Origin of the sequence: Bradyrhizobium sp. Y36 (assembly GCF_002531575.1) — a bacterium.
Taxonomy (GTDB): domain Bacteria; phylum Pseudomonadota; class Alphaproteobacteria; order Rhizobiales; family Xanthobacteraceae; genus Bradyrhizobium.
Genome location: NZ_NWTI01000020.1, coordinates 52,148 through 68,665, shown reverse-complemented (window position 1 = coordinate 68,665; position 16,518 = coordinate 52,148). Strand labels below are relative to the sequence as shown.

The window sequence follows — 16,518 nt, the reverse complement described above, 5'->3', positions numbered from 1 at the left end:
GTCCCTCCCATGTGCGGTCTTTGTGCCGCTGAATTATAGTTATATTTTATAGCTATTTTGGGGAGTGTCAATTCGGCCGCCCGTAGGGATCGAGGACCATGAGCGCGAAAGGGTTAGGACGACGGGCCAAATCGGCTCAGCAAGCGGAGCGATCGCTGGACCTGCGGGCCCTGCAGCGCACCCCCGGCTTCATGCTGCGGCTGGCGCAGCTGAAGTTCTTCGAAGGCTTCTACGAGGAGTTCGCCGCACTCGGCCTGACGCCCGCGACCTACGCGATCTTCGTCGTCATTCGCGACAATCCGGGCGTGCCGCCGAGCAGCCTTGCCAGCCTGCTGCGGCTGCGCCTGCCGAACCTGATCAAGATCCTGAACGAGCTCGAATCGTCCGGCTTCATCAAGCGCAGCCGCTCGAAGTCGGATCGCCGCGCCGTCGAGCTCGTGCTCACGCCAAAGGGGGCCAAGCTCATTGCCGACGGGGCAAGGCTGACGGAGCCCTATAACCGGAAGATGCTGGCGCCGCTCAGCGAGGCCGAGCAGCGCACGCTGCTCGACCTCTTGAACCGGATGCTGCCGTTTTAGGGCTGCGCCGCGTACCGCCAGGGGCCGCGGCTGCTTCGAACGGCAGGCAGGATTTTGCGGCGCGGTCAGGTGTCGTCAGGCGCCTGCTCGGTCGGCACCGTCCCGGTTTTCAGCTTGGGTTGTGACTTAGGGGAGACAGTAAACCACGAATGGTTGGGCTAGGCTGCAACTCGCCGTGCGGGAGCTTTGGCATAGCGCACCTGTGACGTTTGGGGCGACCATGAAGAAGTTGACAGCGATTGCCTTGTTTCTCGCTTTCTGCCCGGTGGCCGCTTCGGCGGCAGATCTCGCGGTCAAGGCGCGTCCTGTGGCCGTTGATCCCGGCTATAGCTGGAGCGGCTTCTACATCGGCGTGAACGGCGGGTATGCATGGAATAATTCCAGCGACGTCGCGGTCTCCGGCACGCCGTTGATCACCGTTTCGCAGCCAGGGACTGTTCCTTTCACCGTCGGGCTGCGTCCGGAAGGTTACCTCATCGGCGGACAGGTCGGCTGGAATTACCAGTTTGGCGCAGGTCTTGTCGGTATCGAGGCGGATTTCGATTACGCCGACATCAATCACTCCCGGAATGTTGATCTGCCGATCGTCGGCACCAATGTCCGGACCAGTGCGAGCGAAAAGATCGATTTCTTCGGCACGGTGCGCGGCCGTCTCGGCGGAATCGTGTCGCAGCGTTTGCTGCTGTTCGTGACGGGGGGTCTCGCCTACGCCAATGTCAGGGACACCGCCAATATCAACGAGTTCTTCAATGCACCTGTGCTCGGACGCCAGTTCATCGCGAACGCCTCCGACCTCCGGTTCGGATGGACGCTCGGTGCCGGCGCAGAATGGGCCTTCGCCAGGAACTGGAGCGCCAAGGCCGAGTACCTCTATTACGATCTCGGCAGCCGCACGATCACGGGCGGCCAGACCAACCCCGTTGGTGCGGATTTCGCCACTTATAACTTCTCGACCCGCGGCAGCATCGTGAAGGCCGGTCTCAATTACAAGATCGACTGGGCCGGCCCCGTCGTCGCGAAATATTAACGCCTGCCACACCGCAGCCCGGCGGGCCCGAGGTGCGAGCGTGCCCCAACACCGGTCCGATGCGTTGCGCCCCAAAATCCGCCAAATCGATGGTCACTAAGCCACGGAGGGGGCCTCCGCCCCGGTGGTGGGACTGCTGGACTGATGATTGATCTGAGGCGCCTCGTCGTGCTGGCAGCCGTTGCGCTGCTCGCCCTGGATCCCGGCATTGCCGCCGCGTCACCCGCCAAGTCGAAGCCCGCTGCGGCCGCCGTACCGGCCGCGCCGCCGACCCCACCGTTCGAGCCGCTGCCGCCGCCGAAGATCTACCTGTTCCGCGGTGCCATGGGGCCGATCTTCTCGACCGGGATGGACCGGCTCGGCGAGAAACTGACGCAGGCCGGCTTCTCCGCCGACGTCTATGAATTCACCATCTGCCGATGGATCGGCGACCGCGCCATCTCCAGCTACAAGGAGAGCCCGGCGCCGATCGTGCTGATCGGGCATTCGATGGGCGGGCTGTGCTCGATCGTCATTTCCGAGATGGCGGCCAAGGAGAACATCCCGATCAGCCTCGTCATCGCCATCGATCCTGCGCACGCGACCGGCGACGTGCCGCTCAACGTCGAGCGCTTCATCAACATCTTCCTCTCCGACAGCGTGCTCGGCGGCGGCGACGTCGTGGCGGTCCCCGGCTTTCGCGGCCATTATGCCAGCTACGACCTGAAGGAGAACGCGCGCGTCTCGCACATCAACATCGAGAAATCCGACGACATCCATCGCCAGATCGTCGCGATGGTGACGCAGCTGCCGCGCATTCCGCCGCAGAGCCAGGCCGATGCCGTGCCGCTGCGCTATCTCGTGCCCGCCGACACCTTGGTCGAGTTGTGGGACAGCGGCGTGCGGGTGCCGGTGCGCCGCGGCGATACTATGGGGAGCATCGCCGCCGCCAATCGCGTGCCACTGTGGACCCTCGCGCAGAGCAATTCGCTGGCGGAGAATGCGACGCTCACGCCGGGGCAAACCATCGTCGTGCCGCGGCATTTGACGCCGCCCGAGCCGGCTGCTGCGATGGTGACGCCGCCGCCGCCGGCGGCTCCGGCGAGGCGGAAGTAAGGCTCTTGGCCTCTCCCCGCACGCGGGGAGAGGGAGAGAGCTACACGTTCGACCCGTGGATCGCGTCGATCACGGCGTCGGTGACTTCCTTCGTCGTCGCCTTGCCGCCGACGTCGGGCGTGAGAATGCCGGCCGCGCAGACTTTCTCGACCGCAACCATCAGCCGGGACGCCGCATCCTTCTCGCCGAGATGCTCGAGCATCTGCGCGCCGGTCCAGAAGGTCGCGACCGGATTGGCGATGCCCTTGCCGGTGATGTCGAAGGCCGAGCCGTGGATCGGCTCGAACATCGAGGGAAAGCGGCGTTGCGGATCGATGTTGCCGGTCGGGGCGACGCCGAGGCTGCCCGCCAGCGCGCCGGCCAGATCCGAGAGGATGTCGGCGTGCAAATTGGTCGCGACGATGGTGTCGAGGCTCTTCGGATGCAGCGTCATGCGAACCGTCATGGCATCGACCAGCATCTTGTCCCAGGTCACGTCGGGGAATTCGGTCGCGACCTCCGCGGCGATCTCGTCCCACATCACCATGCCATGGCGCTGCGCGTTCGACTTGGTCACGACGGTGAGAAATCTGCGCGGCCGCGACTGCGCGAGCTGGAAGGCATAGCGCATGATGCGGGTGACGCCGACGCGCGTGAAGACGGCGACTTCGGTGCCGACCTCTTCCGGCAGGCCTTTATGGGCCCGGCCGCCCATGCCGGCATATTCGCCCTCCGAATTCTCGCGCACGATCACCCAGTCGAGATCGCCGACGCCGACATTGCGCAGCGGCGAGGCGACGCCCGGCAGGATTTTTGTGGGCCGCACATTGGCGTATTGGTCAAAACCCTGGCAGATCGGCAGGCGCAGGCCCCACAGCGTGATGTGGTCGGGCACATCGGGGGCGCCGACCGCGCCGAAATAGATCGCGTCGAACTTCTTCAGCTCCGCGAGACCGTCGGCCGGCATCATCACGCCGTGCTTCTTGTAATAGTCCGAGCCCCAGTCGAACGTCTTGATGGTGAAGGCGATATCGCCGCTGCGTTTTGCCAGCGCCTCCAGCACGCGGACGCCGGCCGAGATCACCTCGGGGCCGATACCGTCGGCGGGAATGGCTGCGATCGAATGGGTGCGCATGAAAAGGCTCCGTGTGAGAGATCAGTGGGATTGCGGGACGGGTTCGAGCGGCGCGGTTTTCGCGCGCGACAATAGCAGGGTCAGGACCGCCGAGAGAACCAGCAGGCCGCTGACGAAATAGAGGCCGCCGACGAAGCTCCCGGTCTGGTCCTTGATCCAGCCGATCATGGCGGGACCGACGAAACCGCCGAGATTGCCGATCGAATTGATGGTGGCGATGCCGGCTGCGGCCGCGGGACCGGAGAGGAATAGCGTCGGCATGCTCCACAGTGGCGGCTTTGCCGAGGAGATTCCGATGTTCACCAGCGTCAGCGCGACCAGCACGGCGACGATTCCGGTCGCAAGCCCGGCGTAGGCGAGGCCCGCGGCCGCGATCAGGCAGGCCCACACCACGTGCCAGGTGCGCTCGCCGGTGCGGTCCGAATGCCGGGCCCACAGGATCATGGCGATGACGGCGGCGGTTGCCGGCAATGCGTTGAGGAATCCGACCTGGAGCGAAGACAGTCCGAACTGCTTGATGATCTGCGGCGCCCAGACGCCGAGCGTGTAGAGGCCGGCCGAGGTGCCGAAATAGATCAGCGACAGCGCCAGCACGCGCGGATCGGCGAGCCCGCGCCAGATGCTGTGACTCGCGGTCGCGGCCTTGCTTGTGGTCTCCACATTCATGGTCTCGACGAGCCAGCGGCGCTCGTCCTCGGCAAGCCACTTCGCTTTCTCAGGGCGGTCGGTCAGGACGCCGAGCACGACGAAGCCGAGCAACACGGCCGGCAGCGCCTCCAGCACGAACAGCCATTGCCAGCCCTTGAAGCCGAAGAGGCCGTCCATCTCCAGCAGCGCGCCGGAGATCGGCGAACCCAGCACCGTCGAGAGCGGTGCCGCCGCCATGAACAGCGCGGTCACTGCGGCGCGCTGGCGGGCCGGAAACCAGTAGGAGAGATAGAGGATGATGCCCGGAAAGAAGCCGGCCTCGGCGACGCCGAGCAGGAAGCGCAGCACGTAGAAACTGGTTGCACCCTGCGCGAACGCCATGGCGGCCGAGACGATGCCCCAGGTGATCATCACCCGCGCAATCCAGATCCGCGCGCCGATCTTGTGCAGGATGATGTTGGAGGGGACCTCGAACAGGAAATAGCCCCAGAAGAAGATGCCGGCGCCGAAGCCGTAGACTGCCGGCGACAGCCCGATGTCCTTGTTCATCGTCAGCGAGGCAAAGCCGATGTTGACGCGGTCGATGAAGGCCACGAAGTACAGCAGCATGATGAAGGGAACGATGCGCCACGTGATCTTGCGCAGCACGCGCGTCTGAATCTCGCTCGTCATCCTCGCCTCCCTCAGGTTCCCGTTGTCGTTATGAGGTGCAAGCCTAGGCGGGGGCAGGAGACATACTCAATTGGCCCTGGTTTATACAAAAAAATGATATAATCCTCAAAAAGGCCGCCACGACGGGAGGCGGGCGTTGAATGCGCTGAAGATACCGCAGCGTCATGCCCGGGCTCGTCCCGGGCATCCACGTTCTCCGTGCCGCAAGGGACAAGCCCGGCCATGACGACCTTCTGCAAGAGAACCGCCTGGGCAAGACGAGAGGACCCTCGATGGAATTGCATCAGCTCCGGTGCTTCGTGGCGGCGGCCGAGCAGCTGCATTTCGGCCGCGCGGCGCAGCAACTCCAGATGCTGCCGTCGGCGCTCGGCCGGCAGATCAGGCTGCTGGAGGAGGATCTCGGCACGCGGCTGTTCGCGCGGACCACGCGCGCGGTGTCGCTGACCGAGGGCGGCACGAGCCTGTTGCGCGACGCCCGCGCCATCCTCGCCAAGGTCGAGGCCGTCGAGAGCAATCTGCGCAACCGCTCCCGCACGGGCGCCGCGCGGCGGCTGCGGATCGGTGCCATTGACAGCGCGGCGGCTGGGCTGTTGCCGCCACTGCTGCGCGATTTCCGCAGCAAGCATCCCGACATCGCGGTGCAGCTCCTCGAGGACAAGACGATTCGGCTGCTGCCGAAGATCCTGACCGGCGCACTCGACCTTGCTTTCGTCCGTCCGCCCGATCGCGCCGACAAGCGGCTCGAATTCCGCGACCTGCTGCAGGAGACGGCTATCGTGGCCTTCCCGCAGCGGCACGCACTGGCCGCGCGCAAGTGGGTCACGCTCGCCGACATCGCAGAGGAGGCGATGCTGGTGCCGGACCGTCGCTCGCGCCCGCACAGCCATGACCTCACCATCAAGCTGTTCGAGCAGGCCGGGCTGATGCCGCGCATCGTGCAGGTCGCCGACGAGAAGCAGACCATCATCAACCTGGTGGCCACGAAGCTCGGGGTTGCAATCGTGCCGCGCTGGACGACGCGGATGGCGGTATCAGGCGTGCGCTTCGTGCCGCTGCGGCCGAAGCAGAGCGGCCCTGTCGGCCGGCTGCCGCTCGCCGCCGCCTGGCTGCGCGCCTCGCGCGATCCGGCCCGCGACGCGATGCTGGCCGTGCTGGAGGCGCGCCTGCGCAGCTATGCGCGAGAGGCGTGAGGCGCTATGACGTAAGCCAGGTGAGAAGGTGGATGTGATGACGGGACAAAAGGCCTCGGGCGCGTTGCGGGTTGCCATTGCCGGGCTGGGCTCGATCGGCACCAAGATCGCGACCGCGCTCGATCGGGGCATCGAGGGATTGACGCTGTCGGCTGTGGCTGTGCGCGATCCCGCCAAGCATCAGGTCTTCATCAGCGGCCTGAAGCGACCGCCGAATATCCTGCCGATCGACCAGCTCGGCGACGCCGCCGATATCGTGGTCGAATGCGCGCCGAGCAACCATCTGCGCTCGATCGTCGAGCCGGCCGTGAAGCGCGGCAGGGCCGCGGTCGTGGTCAGCGTCGGCGGCCTGCTCGACAATTTCGATCTCGTCGAGCTCGCCCGCGCCAATGGCGGCCGCATCATCGTGCCGACCGGCGCGTTGATCGGCCTCGATGCCGTGAACGCCGCCGCGATCGGCACCATTCATTCCGTGAAGATGGTGACGCGCAAGCCGATCGACGGGCTGAAGGGCGCGCCGTTCATCGTTCAGAACAAGATCGACATCGACAATCTGCGCGAGCCGCTGAAACTGTTCGAGGGCAGCGCGCGGGACGCGGCGAAGGGCTTTCCGGCCAACGTCAATGTCGCCGTTGCGCTGTCGCTGGCGGGCATCGGGCCGGACCGCACCGAGATACAGGTCTGGGCCGACCCCACCGTGACGCGCAATGTTCACCGCATCGAAGTCGAAGCGGATTCGGCGCGCTTCTCGATGAGCATCGAGAATATCCCGTCCGAGAATCCCAAGACCGGGATCATCACCGCATTGTCCGTGATCGCCCTGCTGCGCAAGCAGCGCGCCACGCTGTGTGTGGGGACGTAATTCTTACGCGCCCGTCACGCGCCAGATCACGTTGCCGACGTCGTCGGCCATCAGCAGCGACTTCTTGTCGGGGCCGATCACGACACCGACCGGGCGGCCGTAAGATTCCTTCTCGTCCGGCGACAGGAAACCGGAGAGGATGTCGCGACCGGGGCCGGAGGGCTTGCCGTTCTCGAACGGGATGAACACCAGCTTGTAGCCGGACAGCTTGCTGCGATTCCACGAGCCGTGCTGGCCGATCACCATGCCGTCGCCGAAGCCGGGCAGGGTGCCCGCCGGCATCCAGCACAGGCCGAGTGAGGCGGTATGGCCGCCGAGCGCATAGTCCGGTTGCAGCGCCTTGGCGACCATCGCCGGATCCTGCGGCACGCGGTCGTCCACCGTCTTGCCCCAGTAGCAATAGGGCCAGCCGTAGAAGCCGCCGTCGCGCACCGAGGTGAGATAGTCCGGCGGCGTCTCGTCGCCGAGCCCGTCGCGTTCGTTGACGACGGTCCAGAGCACGCCCGTAGTAGGCTCCCAGGCGAGGCCCACGGGATTGCGCAGGCCGGCGCCGAAAATACGATGCGTGCCGGCGGCGAGATCGAGCTCGTAGACCGCGGCGCGGCCTTCCTCGACCTCCATGCCCATCTCCGCGATGTTGCTGAGCGAGCCGACGCCGGCATAGAGCTTCTTGCCGTCGGGGCTGGCGAGCAGGCTGCGCGTCCAGTGTCCGTTCGGCTTGAACGTCGTGAGCCGCTTGCCGGGCGCGGTGATGCGGTCGGCATTGGCGACGTAGGGGAAGGCCATCACGCCGTCGGTGTTGCCGACGTAGAAGGTGTTGCCGACCAGCGCCATGCCGAAGGGCTGGCTGAGATTTTCCATGAAGGCGCCGCGCACTTCGGCCACGCCGTCGCCGTCCTTGTCGCGCAGCAGCGTGATGCGGTTCGCGGAGACGCCGAGCGCCGCGGCGCGACGCATCGTCGCCTGCATCGCATAGTGAAACACGCTGCGCGGTGCGCCCGCGATCTGCGTTGCCTCCGCGATCAGGACGTCGCCATTGGGCAGGACCTCGATCCAGCGCGGATGGTCGAGCCCGGTCGCGAAGGCGTTGACCTTGAGGCCGGGCGCAACGGTCGGCTTCTGGCCATCGCGCCAGCCGCGCGCGGTCGGCATCTTCAGAGTCGGGATCGCGCCTTGCGGCTTGGCTTCGGGGATCGCCGGCTTCTCTCCCCAGGCCGGCGCCGGCTCGGTGCCCGTCATCTTGCGCCATTGCAGCGCGATGCCGCCGATGAACGCGACGAACTGCGCAAAGATGCTCGAAAAAGTCATGAAGGGCCCCTGTTTGCGCGCGCATCCAACTGGCTGACGGGGCCCGCGTCAACCGGTGCGGCGCCCCGGCGGGGGCTATTCCCGTGGAATGGCAGCCGATCGAATTTGCATAGGACGTACGCCGACGGGCCCAATGGGGGCTAGCTGATCAACGGCTGATCTGCCGTTCCAGCTGCCGCGCCGCGCGAAAATCGTTGAGGTGATGAACGTTCGGTGCGAGCGCCGCCTCTCGGGACAGCAGATGATAGACCCGCGCCACCGTGCGCTGCTTCTGCTTCGTTCGACCGGGCGGCAGCGCCCGCGCCTTGCGGACGGCGGCAATCGCGTGCGCGCGAAAATAATCGTAGGCGTCCGACATGGCTTCTTGCTCGGCTCGATGCTCTGCGTGCGATGCAAATGTCGAGGGACAACGGACGAGCGGAGGGGCGGTTCCCTGGTGAGTCAGATCCTGCGCTCGTGCCCGGACGCAGCGCAGCGCGTCTTGGCGGTGCGCTGTAGGGCCGGGACACCAAGGCAGGGTGGGCGGTTAAGCCCTCACCGCGGCGACAGGAACGGGATGATCATCGGCACGCGGCGGCAATAGGCACCATAGGCGTCCTCGCCGAGCTCCTTGGAGAGGAACACCTCTTCCATCCGGCCCTTCTGCCACATGCCGAGCGAGATCAGGATGGCGCCGAGGATCGTCGTCATCAGGCCGATCGCAACGCCGGTCACCAGCATGCCGAAGATCAGCCCGGTGTAGATCGGGTGGCGCACGATGCCGTAAGGCCCGGTGTCGATGACCCGATGGTCTTCCTTGTGAGTGATGGTGTTGGACCAGAATTTTCCGAGATGCAGCCGGCCCCACCAGGCGAAGGCAATGCCGGCGGCCGAGAGGACCGCGGCGATGGTGATGCCGGTGTTGCCGAGCACCCAGAGCGGCTTCCAGCCCAGGATCTCCGCGACCCATGGCGTGTACAGGATTCCGCCGACCAGGATCGGCAAGCGATAGCGCTGCGACTCCAGCGTCATGACCTGCTTCTTGGTCTGCCCTTGCCAGAACGAGGCGCCGACCCAGCTGGCGAGAAAGGCGAGCCAGAGCAGGGCCAGGAGTTCGGTCGGCCAGGTCGTGGTCCAGCCGCCCCAGGCGACGGAGAGAAGCTTGCTGAAATCGAAGGACATGAAGGTTCTTTGCGTTGGGGGCGGCTTCAGCTGGCGCGCGAGGAGAGCGCGCGATGCTCGATGGCGCCGGAGGGCTGCTGGCCGTTGCGGGCGAGAAGATGGGTGATGGTTTCGCGCAGGACCGGCTCGATCGGACGCGGTGCGTAGCCGAGCTCGGAGCGCGCCTTGCCGATCGAGAGGTCGCTCGCGGCCAGCGCGATGCGCACGCCCTCGGCGGTGCCGTTGGGCGGGCGACGCGTGAACTGATCCGAGATGTACTCCAACATGATCGCGGAGAGTTCGGCGATCTTGCCGGGCACGACGATCGGGTATTGCCGACGGCCGCTCATCGTCGACATCATGCGCAGGATGTTGCCGAGCGGAACGCAGTCGCCGCCGAGGATGTAGCGCTGGCCAAGGCGGCCGCGCTCCATGGTCAGCACGAGGCCCATGGCAACGTCGCGGACGTCGACGAGATTGACCAGGAAGTTGAGATGCGGCTGCACCTTCTTCTGGAGGAAGTACCAGAGCATCGCGGTCGGCGGCGTCAGATTGTGGTCGGCAGCGCCGATCGGCATGGTCGGTGTACCGATCACGAGCGGGAAGCCGCTGGCGGCCGCCTTTGCGGCATGATGCTCGGCGAGCGACTTCGAGCGCGTATAGGCGCCCGGCATCACCTCGGCCGGCTGCAGCGCCTCTTCGGCGGCAACACCCTTGAGGTCGGAATAGGGGAACAGGATCGATTCCGTCGAGCAATGCAGGAAGCGCGAGACGCCGCGGTTCATTGCCGCTGCGAGCACGATTTCGGTGCCGCGGCAATTGACCTCGTGAAAGTCCTGCTTGTTGGCGACCCACATGCCGGGCAGGCCGGCGAGGTGATAGACCTGATCGACCCCGGCGATCGCCGCATCGACGGCGGCGCCGTCCAGCACCGAGCCGTGGACGTGCTCGACGTCAGCGTTCGCCGCGGCCGGCGCGCGGACATCGAGCACACGCACCCGCTGCCCACGGGCGCGGAGCGCTTCGACGAGATGATGTCCGATGAAGCCGCTGCCACCGGTAACCAGTACGAGAGCCATGCAGAAGGTTGCTGTTTCGCTTCTAGAACTATCGGGTTGAAAGGGAATTGGCCGGAAGAGGCGCCAGAATCGCGGCAAGGTCGCGACGGAAGCCCAGTGCAATGAATAATTTTGCCATCACGAACATCGGTCCAAGCAAAAGGTGCGACGGAAAAGTGAATAACGAGGCTTCGCGGCCCTCAAAAACCTTGTGGCCGATGGTCTGCGCGGCGAGGCCGAGCACCACCAGCGCGGCGAAGATCGCCCACATGGTCGCGATGCTGACCTGCGCCGCAATGCTCGTCGCAACCGAAAACAGCACGATGGAAACCGCCAGGATGCCGATCCCGAGCGCCACGTCGAGCAGCAGCCAATAGATCAAAACCGGCAGGGCCAGGATCACCGCCAGGCTGACGCTGAAACCGAACAGCGGAAGCTTGACCAGCGTCAGCGGCAGCACGGCGCCGGTGAACAACAGGAGAATGCCGACCACATGCATCGCCGTGTTCCGGGGGTCGCGATGGTACTCGACATAAACGGCAAGTTGGCGCTGGAAAAAGCCACCCATTTCGGTCTCATGCAGCACGGGGTCGGGAAGGGCGAACAGTGGCTATAGCACTGGACCGGGCGGTGCACAAACCGGCGCTTTTGTCGCGCAAAACCGCATTTGTGCGTTCCGGACAGGTTACAAAACGATCGGCACTTCAAAGGGTTCCGCTGGCTGCGCCGCCGCGTTCGCTCAACGCTTCTTGGCGGGCTTTTTCGCCGCAGGCGCAGGTGCTGCGGCCGGATGCGCGGGTGCCTCCTCGGGCACCTTGGCATAGGTCAGGATTTGCAACTGGCCGTTGACAGCCGACGTCGGCTTGGCCCTGTCGAGAAACTGCTCCTCGCCGAGGCCGATCGGATGCAGCCGCTTGGTCGAGATCTTGAACGTGTTCACCAGCACGTCGCGGATCGCGTCCGCGCGGCGCTGGCTCAGAATCGCGTTTGCCTCGCGCGTCTTCGAATTGGATTCGACGTGGCCGACGATCAGGAACGTGTAGGGCAGCAGCGAGGAATGAACCAGGGCGTCGGCGATGCGGCCCACGGTCTGGTAGGAAGCCGGCTGGATGATCGGCGTGTCGGCGTCGAACTGGATCTGCGCATTGAAGGTCGGCAGCTTGGCGAGGTCAGGGGCGATCGGCGGCCGGTTCACCGGGCCCGGATCGTTCTTGATCCTGGCCTTGGCGCGTTCCATCACCTGCGTCTTCAGCGCGGGCAGGTCGACCTCGCCGGGCTCTTCGAGATGGTTGAGCTTGCCGACAATGTCGTCGCGGGTCGGCGCCGCCGTCTGGGCGCCGGCCGCGCCCGCGAGCAGAGCGAGGCCGAGCGCCGTTCCGGCTATGAGAAGCCTGTTCGCGCGCATCAGCGATACCCCGCATCGTCGACGGCCTTCAGGCAGTTGTTGCTGATGCCCTTGGGCGTCGAGACCAGGCAGGGGATCGACTTGCTGGTCTCCTTGGTCGAGCCGCCGCAGACCTTGACGATCTCGCGCTGGCAGGCATTCGCCACCGTGACGCGCGCGGCGACGCGCTTCTGGATGGCGTCGAAGGCGCCGAGATAGTCGCTCGCGCACTGCGGCGACAGCACGTCGCGGTTGCGCGACAGGCACTCCTTCAGGCGGGTCGAGTCCGGGTTGACGCCGCGGCAATTGGCGACGATTTCCGCACCGCAGCTCTTGGCCAGGAGCCCGATCGAATCTCCAAAGCTCATGGTCTCAGCCGCCGCAAGCGACGGCATCCCCAATGCAAGCACGATCAATGTGACGGAGCCCCGGACCATGGCCGCATCTGATACGGGGAAGTTCGCGATGGTCAAGGCCTGTTCGGGGGAGATCTGTCGAGAGTTCGGCGAGTGCGGCGAACAGTCCTCACTTCGCGGCATCGAGGGGAGGCCACTCGATCAGGACGGCCGTGTGTTTTCCCAGATCGTCGGCAAACTCAGGGTCGGCCTTGAGCTCGTCCAGCGTCCGGGCCGGGGGAAGCTGATGGCCGTCCGCGGTCAGCTCCTGCACATAGAACGCCAGCGCCTCGGGCGCATTCTCCAGGGCCTCGTCGACATCGTCGCCGCCGGAAATGCAGCCGGGCAGGTCCGGAAACCACAGGCTGACGGCGTCATCCGGGCCGGCGTCTTCAATGATGGCGACGTAGTGAGGCATGGCAGGACTGGGGGCCGTGAGGGTGTGCAGCAGGATTTGCTTCACTTATGAATACCTCATCCGAGGAGGCAAGCAATTGAGCGAATTGACTTTGGCGGAGGGCGCCGGCTCGTTCCTGTTTCGCGACGATGGCGCCGCCCCATTGCCCCGCTCGATGCGGGTTTTTTCATTCTGCCCTGGATCGAGCAATCGGCACACGCGCATCATTGTGGCGATGCATGGCGTCGATCGTGCCGCGGCAGCGTTTCGCGATCTGCTCGCGCCTCAAGCCGAACGCAATGGGCAAATCGTGCTGGTTCCGGAGTTCGATCCGGATCAATTCCCGAGTGTCCACGCCTACAATTTCGGCGGTGTGCGGCGGCCGCCGCCGGACAACGCGGTCCTGCCGCGTGATCACTGGAGTTTCGGGGTGATCGACCGGCTGTTTCACGATGTTCGACGTTCGATCGGGTCCAGCCGGAATAGCTTCGGCCTGTTCGGTAACTCGGCGGGCGCGCAGTTTGTGCTGCGTTATCTTGCTTTGAACGAGGCGTCGTCCGTCGATCTCGCCGTTGCCGCCAATTGCGGATGCTACATGCTGCCTGATCTCGCCAAGGACTATCCGGACGGCATGGGAGGGATCGGGCTCGACGAAGCTCATCTGCGCAGATATCTGACGCGCCCCTTGGTCATCCTGCTGGGCGACGCCGATAACGATCCGGACGCCCCTGATCTGCCGCGCTGGGACGAGGCGATGGCGCAGGGGCCTCATCGCCTTGCGCGCGGTCTCTGGCATTTCCGACACTGTACGGAGCTGGCCAGGAGTCTCGGTGTCACACTCGGCTGGAGACTTCAGATCGCGCCCGGTGCCGGGCATGTCGACCAGCTGATTTACGACCAGGGAGCCGATATCTTGAACGGCTGAGCGGAGAGGCTGCTCACGCTCGCTGCACAAAACTGTCCACGACCTTCTTCTCGCCGGCCTTGTCGAAGGCGATGGTGAGCTTGTTGCCGTCGATCTTGGTGACGCTTCCGTAGCCGAATTTCTGGTGGAAGACGCGGTCGGACAGTGAGAATTCGGACGTTGTGCCGGTGGATTTGGCGACCAACTCGCCCTCGATGGTCAGCGGCCCGCGCCGGCGCGAGGAGAAGCTGCCAAAATCCGGTCCGGACGACGAGGATGAGAACGTCGCGGCCTCTTCCTCGAAGCCGCCGCTCCGGCCGCCGCCATTGCGGCCCCCGCCGCGGTTGCGGTTGGCCTGAGCACGTTGCCAGCCCGGTGTGGAATAGGTGGAGCCGAACGCCTCCATGTCGTCGAAGCGCGAGGCACCGTAGCCGCCGGTGCCGCCCCAGGCCGAGCCGCCCTTGGATTCGGTAATCTCCACATTGGCCGCCGGCAATTCATCGAGGAAGCGCGACGGGATCGTGGTCGACCAGGTGCCATGGATGCGCCGGTTAGTCGCGAAATAGATCATGGCGCGGCGGCGGGCGCGGGTCAGGCCGACATGGCCGAGCCGGCGCTCCTCTTCGAGGCCGGCGCGGCCCTGTTCGTCCAGCGTGCGCTGGCTCGGGAACAGGCCTTCCTCCCAGCCGGGCAGGAACACGTTGTCGAATTCGAGCCCCTTGGCCGAATGCAGCGTCATCAGCGACACTGCGTCCTCTTCCGCGCCGCCCTCGCGGTCCATCACCAGCGAGATGTGCTCCAGGAACCCTTGCAGGTTCTCGAACTCCTCCATCGAGCGCACCAGCTCTTTCAGGTTCTCCAGCCGGCCGGCGGCATCCGCCGAACGGTCCTTCTGCCACATCTCGGTATAGCCGCTCTCGTCGAGCACGATCTGGGCGAGATCGGTGTGCGCGGTGACTTCGCGCTGGGCGCGCCAGCGGTCGAACTGCGCGACGAGATCGCGCAAGCTGCCGCGCGCCTTCGGCTTCAGCTCGTCGGTCTCGACCACGGCCCGGGCCGCCTCGAGCAACGGGATGCGGCGCTTGCGGGCATGGTCGTGCAGCATCTGCACGGTGGCATCGCCGAGGCCGCGCTTGGGCGTGTTGACGATGCGCTCGAAAGCGAGATCGTCGGCCGGCGAATTGATGACGCGCAGGTAAGCCAGCGCGTCGCGGATTTCGGCGCGCTCGTAGAAGCGCGGGCCGCCGATGACGCGATAGGGCAGGCCGAGCGTGACGAAACGATCTTCGAACTCGCGCATCTGGTAGGAGGCGCGCACGAGAATGGCGATCTCGTTGAGCTTCTCGCCCTTGCGCTGGATTTGTTCGATCTCCTCGCCGATGCCGCGGGCTTCCTCCTCGGAATCCCACGAGCCCGTGACCGTGACCTTCTCGCCGTCGTGGTCCTCGGTGCGCAGCGTCTTGCCGAGCCGGCCTTCGTTGTGCGCGATCAGATGCGAGGCGGCCGCGAGGATGTGGCCGGTCGAGCGGTAGTTGCGCTCGAGGCGGATCACCTTGGCGCCGGGGAAATCGTGATCGAAGCGCAGGATGTTGTCGACCTCGGCGCCGCGCCAGCCGTAGATCGACTGGTCGTCGTCACCGACGCAGCAGATGTTCTTGACGTGAGGCTTTTCGTTCGCGGGGGGACGCGCATCACCATTCTCGTCGTCACCGGGCCGACGCGAAGCGTCGAGACCCGGTGATCCATCTTCTGAAGAAGCGATGGATTGCCGGGTCAAGCCCGGCAATGACGCGTTGGAAGACGGCGCCTGCGACAGCAGCCGCAGCCAGAGATATTGCGCGACGTTGGTGTCCTGATATTCGTCGACCAGGATGTATTTGAAGCGCTGCTGGTACTGCCTGAGGATGTCGGGGTGCTCGCGGAAGATGCGGATGTTCTCGAGCAGCAGATCGCCGAAATCCGCGGCATTCAAGATCTTCAGCCGCTCCTGATAGCTCGCATAGAGCTTGCCGCCCTTGCCGTTGGCAAAGGTGGCGGCTTCGCCGGATGGCACCTGGGAGGGCATCAGGCCGCGGTTCTTCCAGCCGTCGATCAGGCCGGCCAGCATGCGCGCGGGCCAGCGCTTGTCGTCGATGTTCTCGGCCTGCAGCAACTGCTTGAGCAGCCGCACCTGATCGTCGACGTCGAGCACGGTGAAGTTCGACTTCAACTGCGCCAGCTCGGCATGGACACGCAGGATGCGGCCGCCGATGGAGTGGAAGGTGCCGAGCCAGGGCATGCCCTCGACGGCGTGGCCGAGCATCTGGCCGAGCCGGTGCTTCATCTCGCGCGCGGCCTTGTTGGTGAAGGTCACCGACAGGATCTCGGCGGGGCGGGCGCGACCCTGGCTGAGGATGTGGGCGATACGCGTCGTCAGCACGCGCGTCTTGCCGGTGCCGGCGCCGGCCAGCACCAGGACCGGGCCATCCAGCGTCTCCACCGCCTCGCGCTGCTCCGGATTGAGCCCGGTCAGGTATTTCGGGCCCACGGAGGCGCGCGCACGCGCGGCGATGCCGCCGGCTGCGGGCTGGTGGTCGGGGACGGCTGTGATCTTGCTTGGCTCGGTCATGCGAATCATTGACCCCACGATGGCACCGCGGGGAAGTGGAAGGGAGCCTTCTAACAGGGATTGGTGCCTATATGGGGCGGCGAAAGCAGGTTTTCCACGTGCGTGGCGGCCGGAATTTGTTCCAGCAGCCGGCGCGAA

At 65.5% G+C, this 16,518-nt stretch carries 17 protein-coding genes; 6 read left to right on the top strand and 11 right to left on the bottom strand.

Annotated elements, in window-relative coordinates; translation table 11 throughout:
- The first annotated feature begins 98 nt into the window (after positions 1–98).
- From CO669_RS27515 to CO669_RS27505, 3 genes are all read left to right on the top strand, one after another.
- Entirely contained in the window at positions 99–578 is a 480-nt protein-coding gene (locus tag CO669_RS27515) for a MarR family winged helix-turn-helix transcriptional regulator (RefSeq protein ID WP_097663086.1), read from the top strand.
- A gap of 175 nt (positions 579–753) precedes the next feature.
- On the top strand, positions 754–1,605 hold the full coding sequence (locus CO669_RS27510; protein ID WP_143278748.1) for an outer membrane protein: 852 nt from the start codon (positions 754–756) through the stop codon (positions 1,603–1,605).
- Positions 1,606–1,749: 144 nt separating this feature from the next.
- Complete coding sequence (locus CO669_RS27505; protein ID WP_198964291.1) at positions 1,750–2,700, top strand: LysM peptidoglycan-binding domain-containing protein; 951 nt, start codon at positions 1,750–1,752, stop codon at positions 2,698–2,700.
- A gap of 40 nt (positions 2,701–2,740) precedes the next feature.
- Here the strand turns inward: CO669_RS27505 and CO669_RS27500 are convergent, their stop codons facing one another.
- Positions 2,741–3,814, bottom strand: coding sequence for a tartrate dehydrogenase (locus CO669_RS27500; protein ID WP_097663083.1), 1,074 nt, complete (start codon positions 3,812–3,814; stop codon positions 2,741–2,743).
- Positions 3,815–3,835: 21 nt separating this feature from the next.
- Positions 3,836–5,134, bottom strand: a complete 1,299-nt coding sequence (locus CO669_RS27495; RefSeq protein ID WP_097663082.1) for an MFS transporter — start codon at positions 5,132–5,134, stop codon at positions 3,836–3,838.
- A gap of 272 nt (positions 5,135–5,406) precedes the next feature.
- On the opposite strand from CO669_RS27495, the gene CO669_RS27490 reads away from it, so the two are divergent.
- Together CO669_RS27490 and CO669_RS27485 are read left to right on the top strand one after the other, a co-directional pair.
- Positions 5,407–6,324 (top strand): LysR substrate-binding domain-containing protein, encoded by a 918-nt coding sequence (locus tag CO669_RS27490; protein ID WP_097663153.1) that lies wholly within the window; start codon positions 5,407–5,409, stop codon positions 6,322–6,324.
- Between the two features lie 37 nt (positions 6,325–6,361).
- Positions 6,362–7,186, top strand: coding sequence for an aspartate dehydrogenase (locus tag CO669_RS27485; protein ID WP_097663081.1), 825 nt, complete (start codon positions 6,362–6,364; stop codon positions 7,184–7,186).
- A 3-nt stretch (positions 7,187–7,189) separates the two neighbouring features.
- Here CO669_RS27485 and CO669_RS27480 read toward each other — a convergent pair whose 3' ends face one another.
- The 8 genes from CO669_RS27480 to CO669_RS27445 all read right to left on the bottom strand — a co-directional run bounded on the left by CO669_RS27480 (position 7,190) and on the right by CO669_RS27445 (position 12,889).
- Complete coding sequence (locus tag CO669_RS27480; protein ID WP_097663080.1) at positions 7,190–8,494, bottom strand: PQQ-dependent sugar dehydrogenase; 1,305 nt, start codon at positions 8,492–8,494, stop codon at positions 7,190–7,192.
- 148 nt (positions 8,495–8,642) lie between these two features.
- Complete coding sequence (locus CO669_RS27475) at positions 8,643–8,852, bottom strand: hypothetical protein (RefSeq protein WP_097663079.1); 210 nt, start codon at positions 8,850–8,852, stop codon at positions 8,643–8,645.
- A 176-nt stretch (positions 8,853–9,028) separates the two neighbouring features.
- Entirely contained in the window at positions 9,029–9,655 is a 627-nt protein-coding gene (locus CO669_RS27470) for a methyltransferase family protein (RefSeq protein WP_097663078.1), read from the bottom strand.
- A gap of 26 nt (positions 9,656–9,681) precedes the next feature.
- Positions 9,682–10,713, bottom strand: coding sequence for an NAD-dependent epimerase/dehydratase family protein (locus CO669_RS27465; RefSeq protein WP_097663077.1), 1,032 nt, complete (start codon positions 10,711–10,713; stop codon positions 9,682–9,684).
- 28 nt (positions 10,714–10,741) lie between these two features.
- On the bottom strand, positions 10,742–11,260 hold the full coding sequence (locus CO669_RS27460; protein WP_198964290.1) for an Mpo1 family 2-hydroxy fatty acid dioxygenase: 519 nt from the start codon (positions 11,258–11,260) through the stop codon (positions 10,742–10,744).
- Positions 11,261–11,431: 171 nt separating this feature from the next.
- Positions 11,432–12,097 (bottom strand): OmpA family protein, encoded by a 666-nt coding sequence (locus CO669_RS27455; protein WP_097663075.1) that lies wholly within the window; start codon positions 12,095–12,097, stop codon positions 11,432–11,434.
- Positions 12,097–12,513: a hypothetical protein gene (locus tag CO669_RS27450; RefSeq protein ID WP_097663074.1), complete on the bottom strand. Its 417-nt coding sequence runs from the start codon at positions 12,511–12,513 to the stop codon at positions 12,097–12,099. The genes CO669_RS27455 and CO669_RS27450 overlap by 1 nt, the downstream gene beginning before the upstream one ends.
- A gap of 88 nt (positions 12,514–12,601) precedes the next feature.
- Positions 12,602–12,889, bottom strand: a complete 288-nt coding sequence (locus CO669_RS27445; RefSeq protein ID WP_097663073.1) for a type II toxin-antitoxin system HicB family antitoxin — start codon at positions 12,887–12,889, stop codon at positions 12,602–12,604.
- Between the two features lie 76 nt (positions 12,890–12,965).
- Here CO669_RS27445 and CO669_RS27440 point away from each other — a divergent pair, with 76 nt between their 5' ends.
- Complete coding sequence (locus CO669_RS27440; protein WP_143278747.1) at positions 12,966–13,793, top strand: hypothetical protein; 828 nt, start codon at positions 12,966–12,968, stop codon at positions 13,791–13,793.
- A 13-nt stretch (positions 13,794–13,806) separates the two neighbouring features.
- Here CO669_RS27440 and CO669_RS27435 read toward each other — a convergent pair whose 3' ends face one another.
- Complete coding sequence (locus tag CO669_RS27435) at positions 13,807–16,389, bottom strand: ATP-dependent helicase (RefSeq protein WP_097663071.1); 2,583 nt, start codon at positions 16,387–16,389, stop codon at positions 13,807–13,809.
- Between the last annotated feature and the right edge of the window lie 129 nt (positions 16,390–16,518).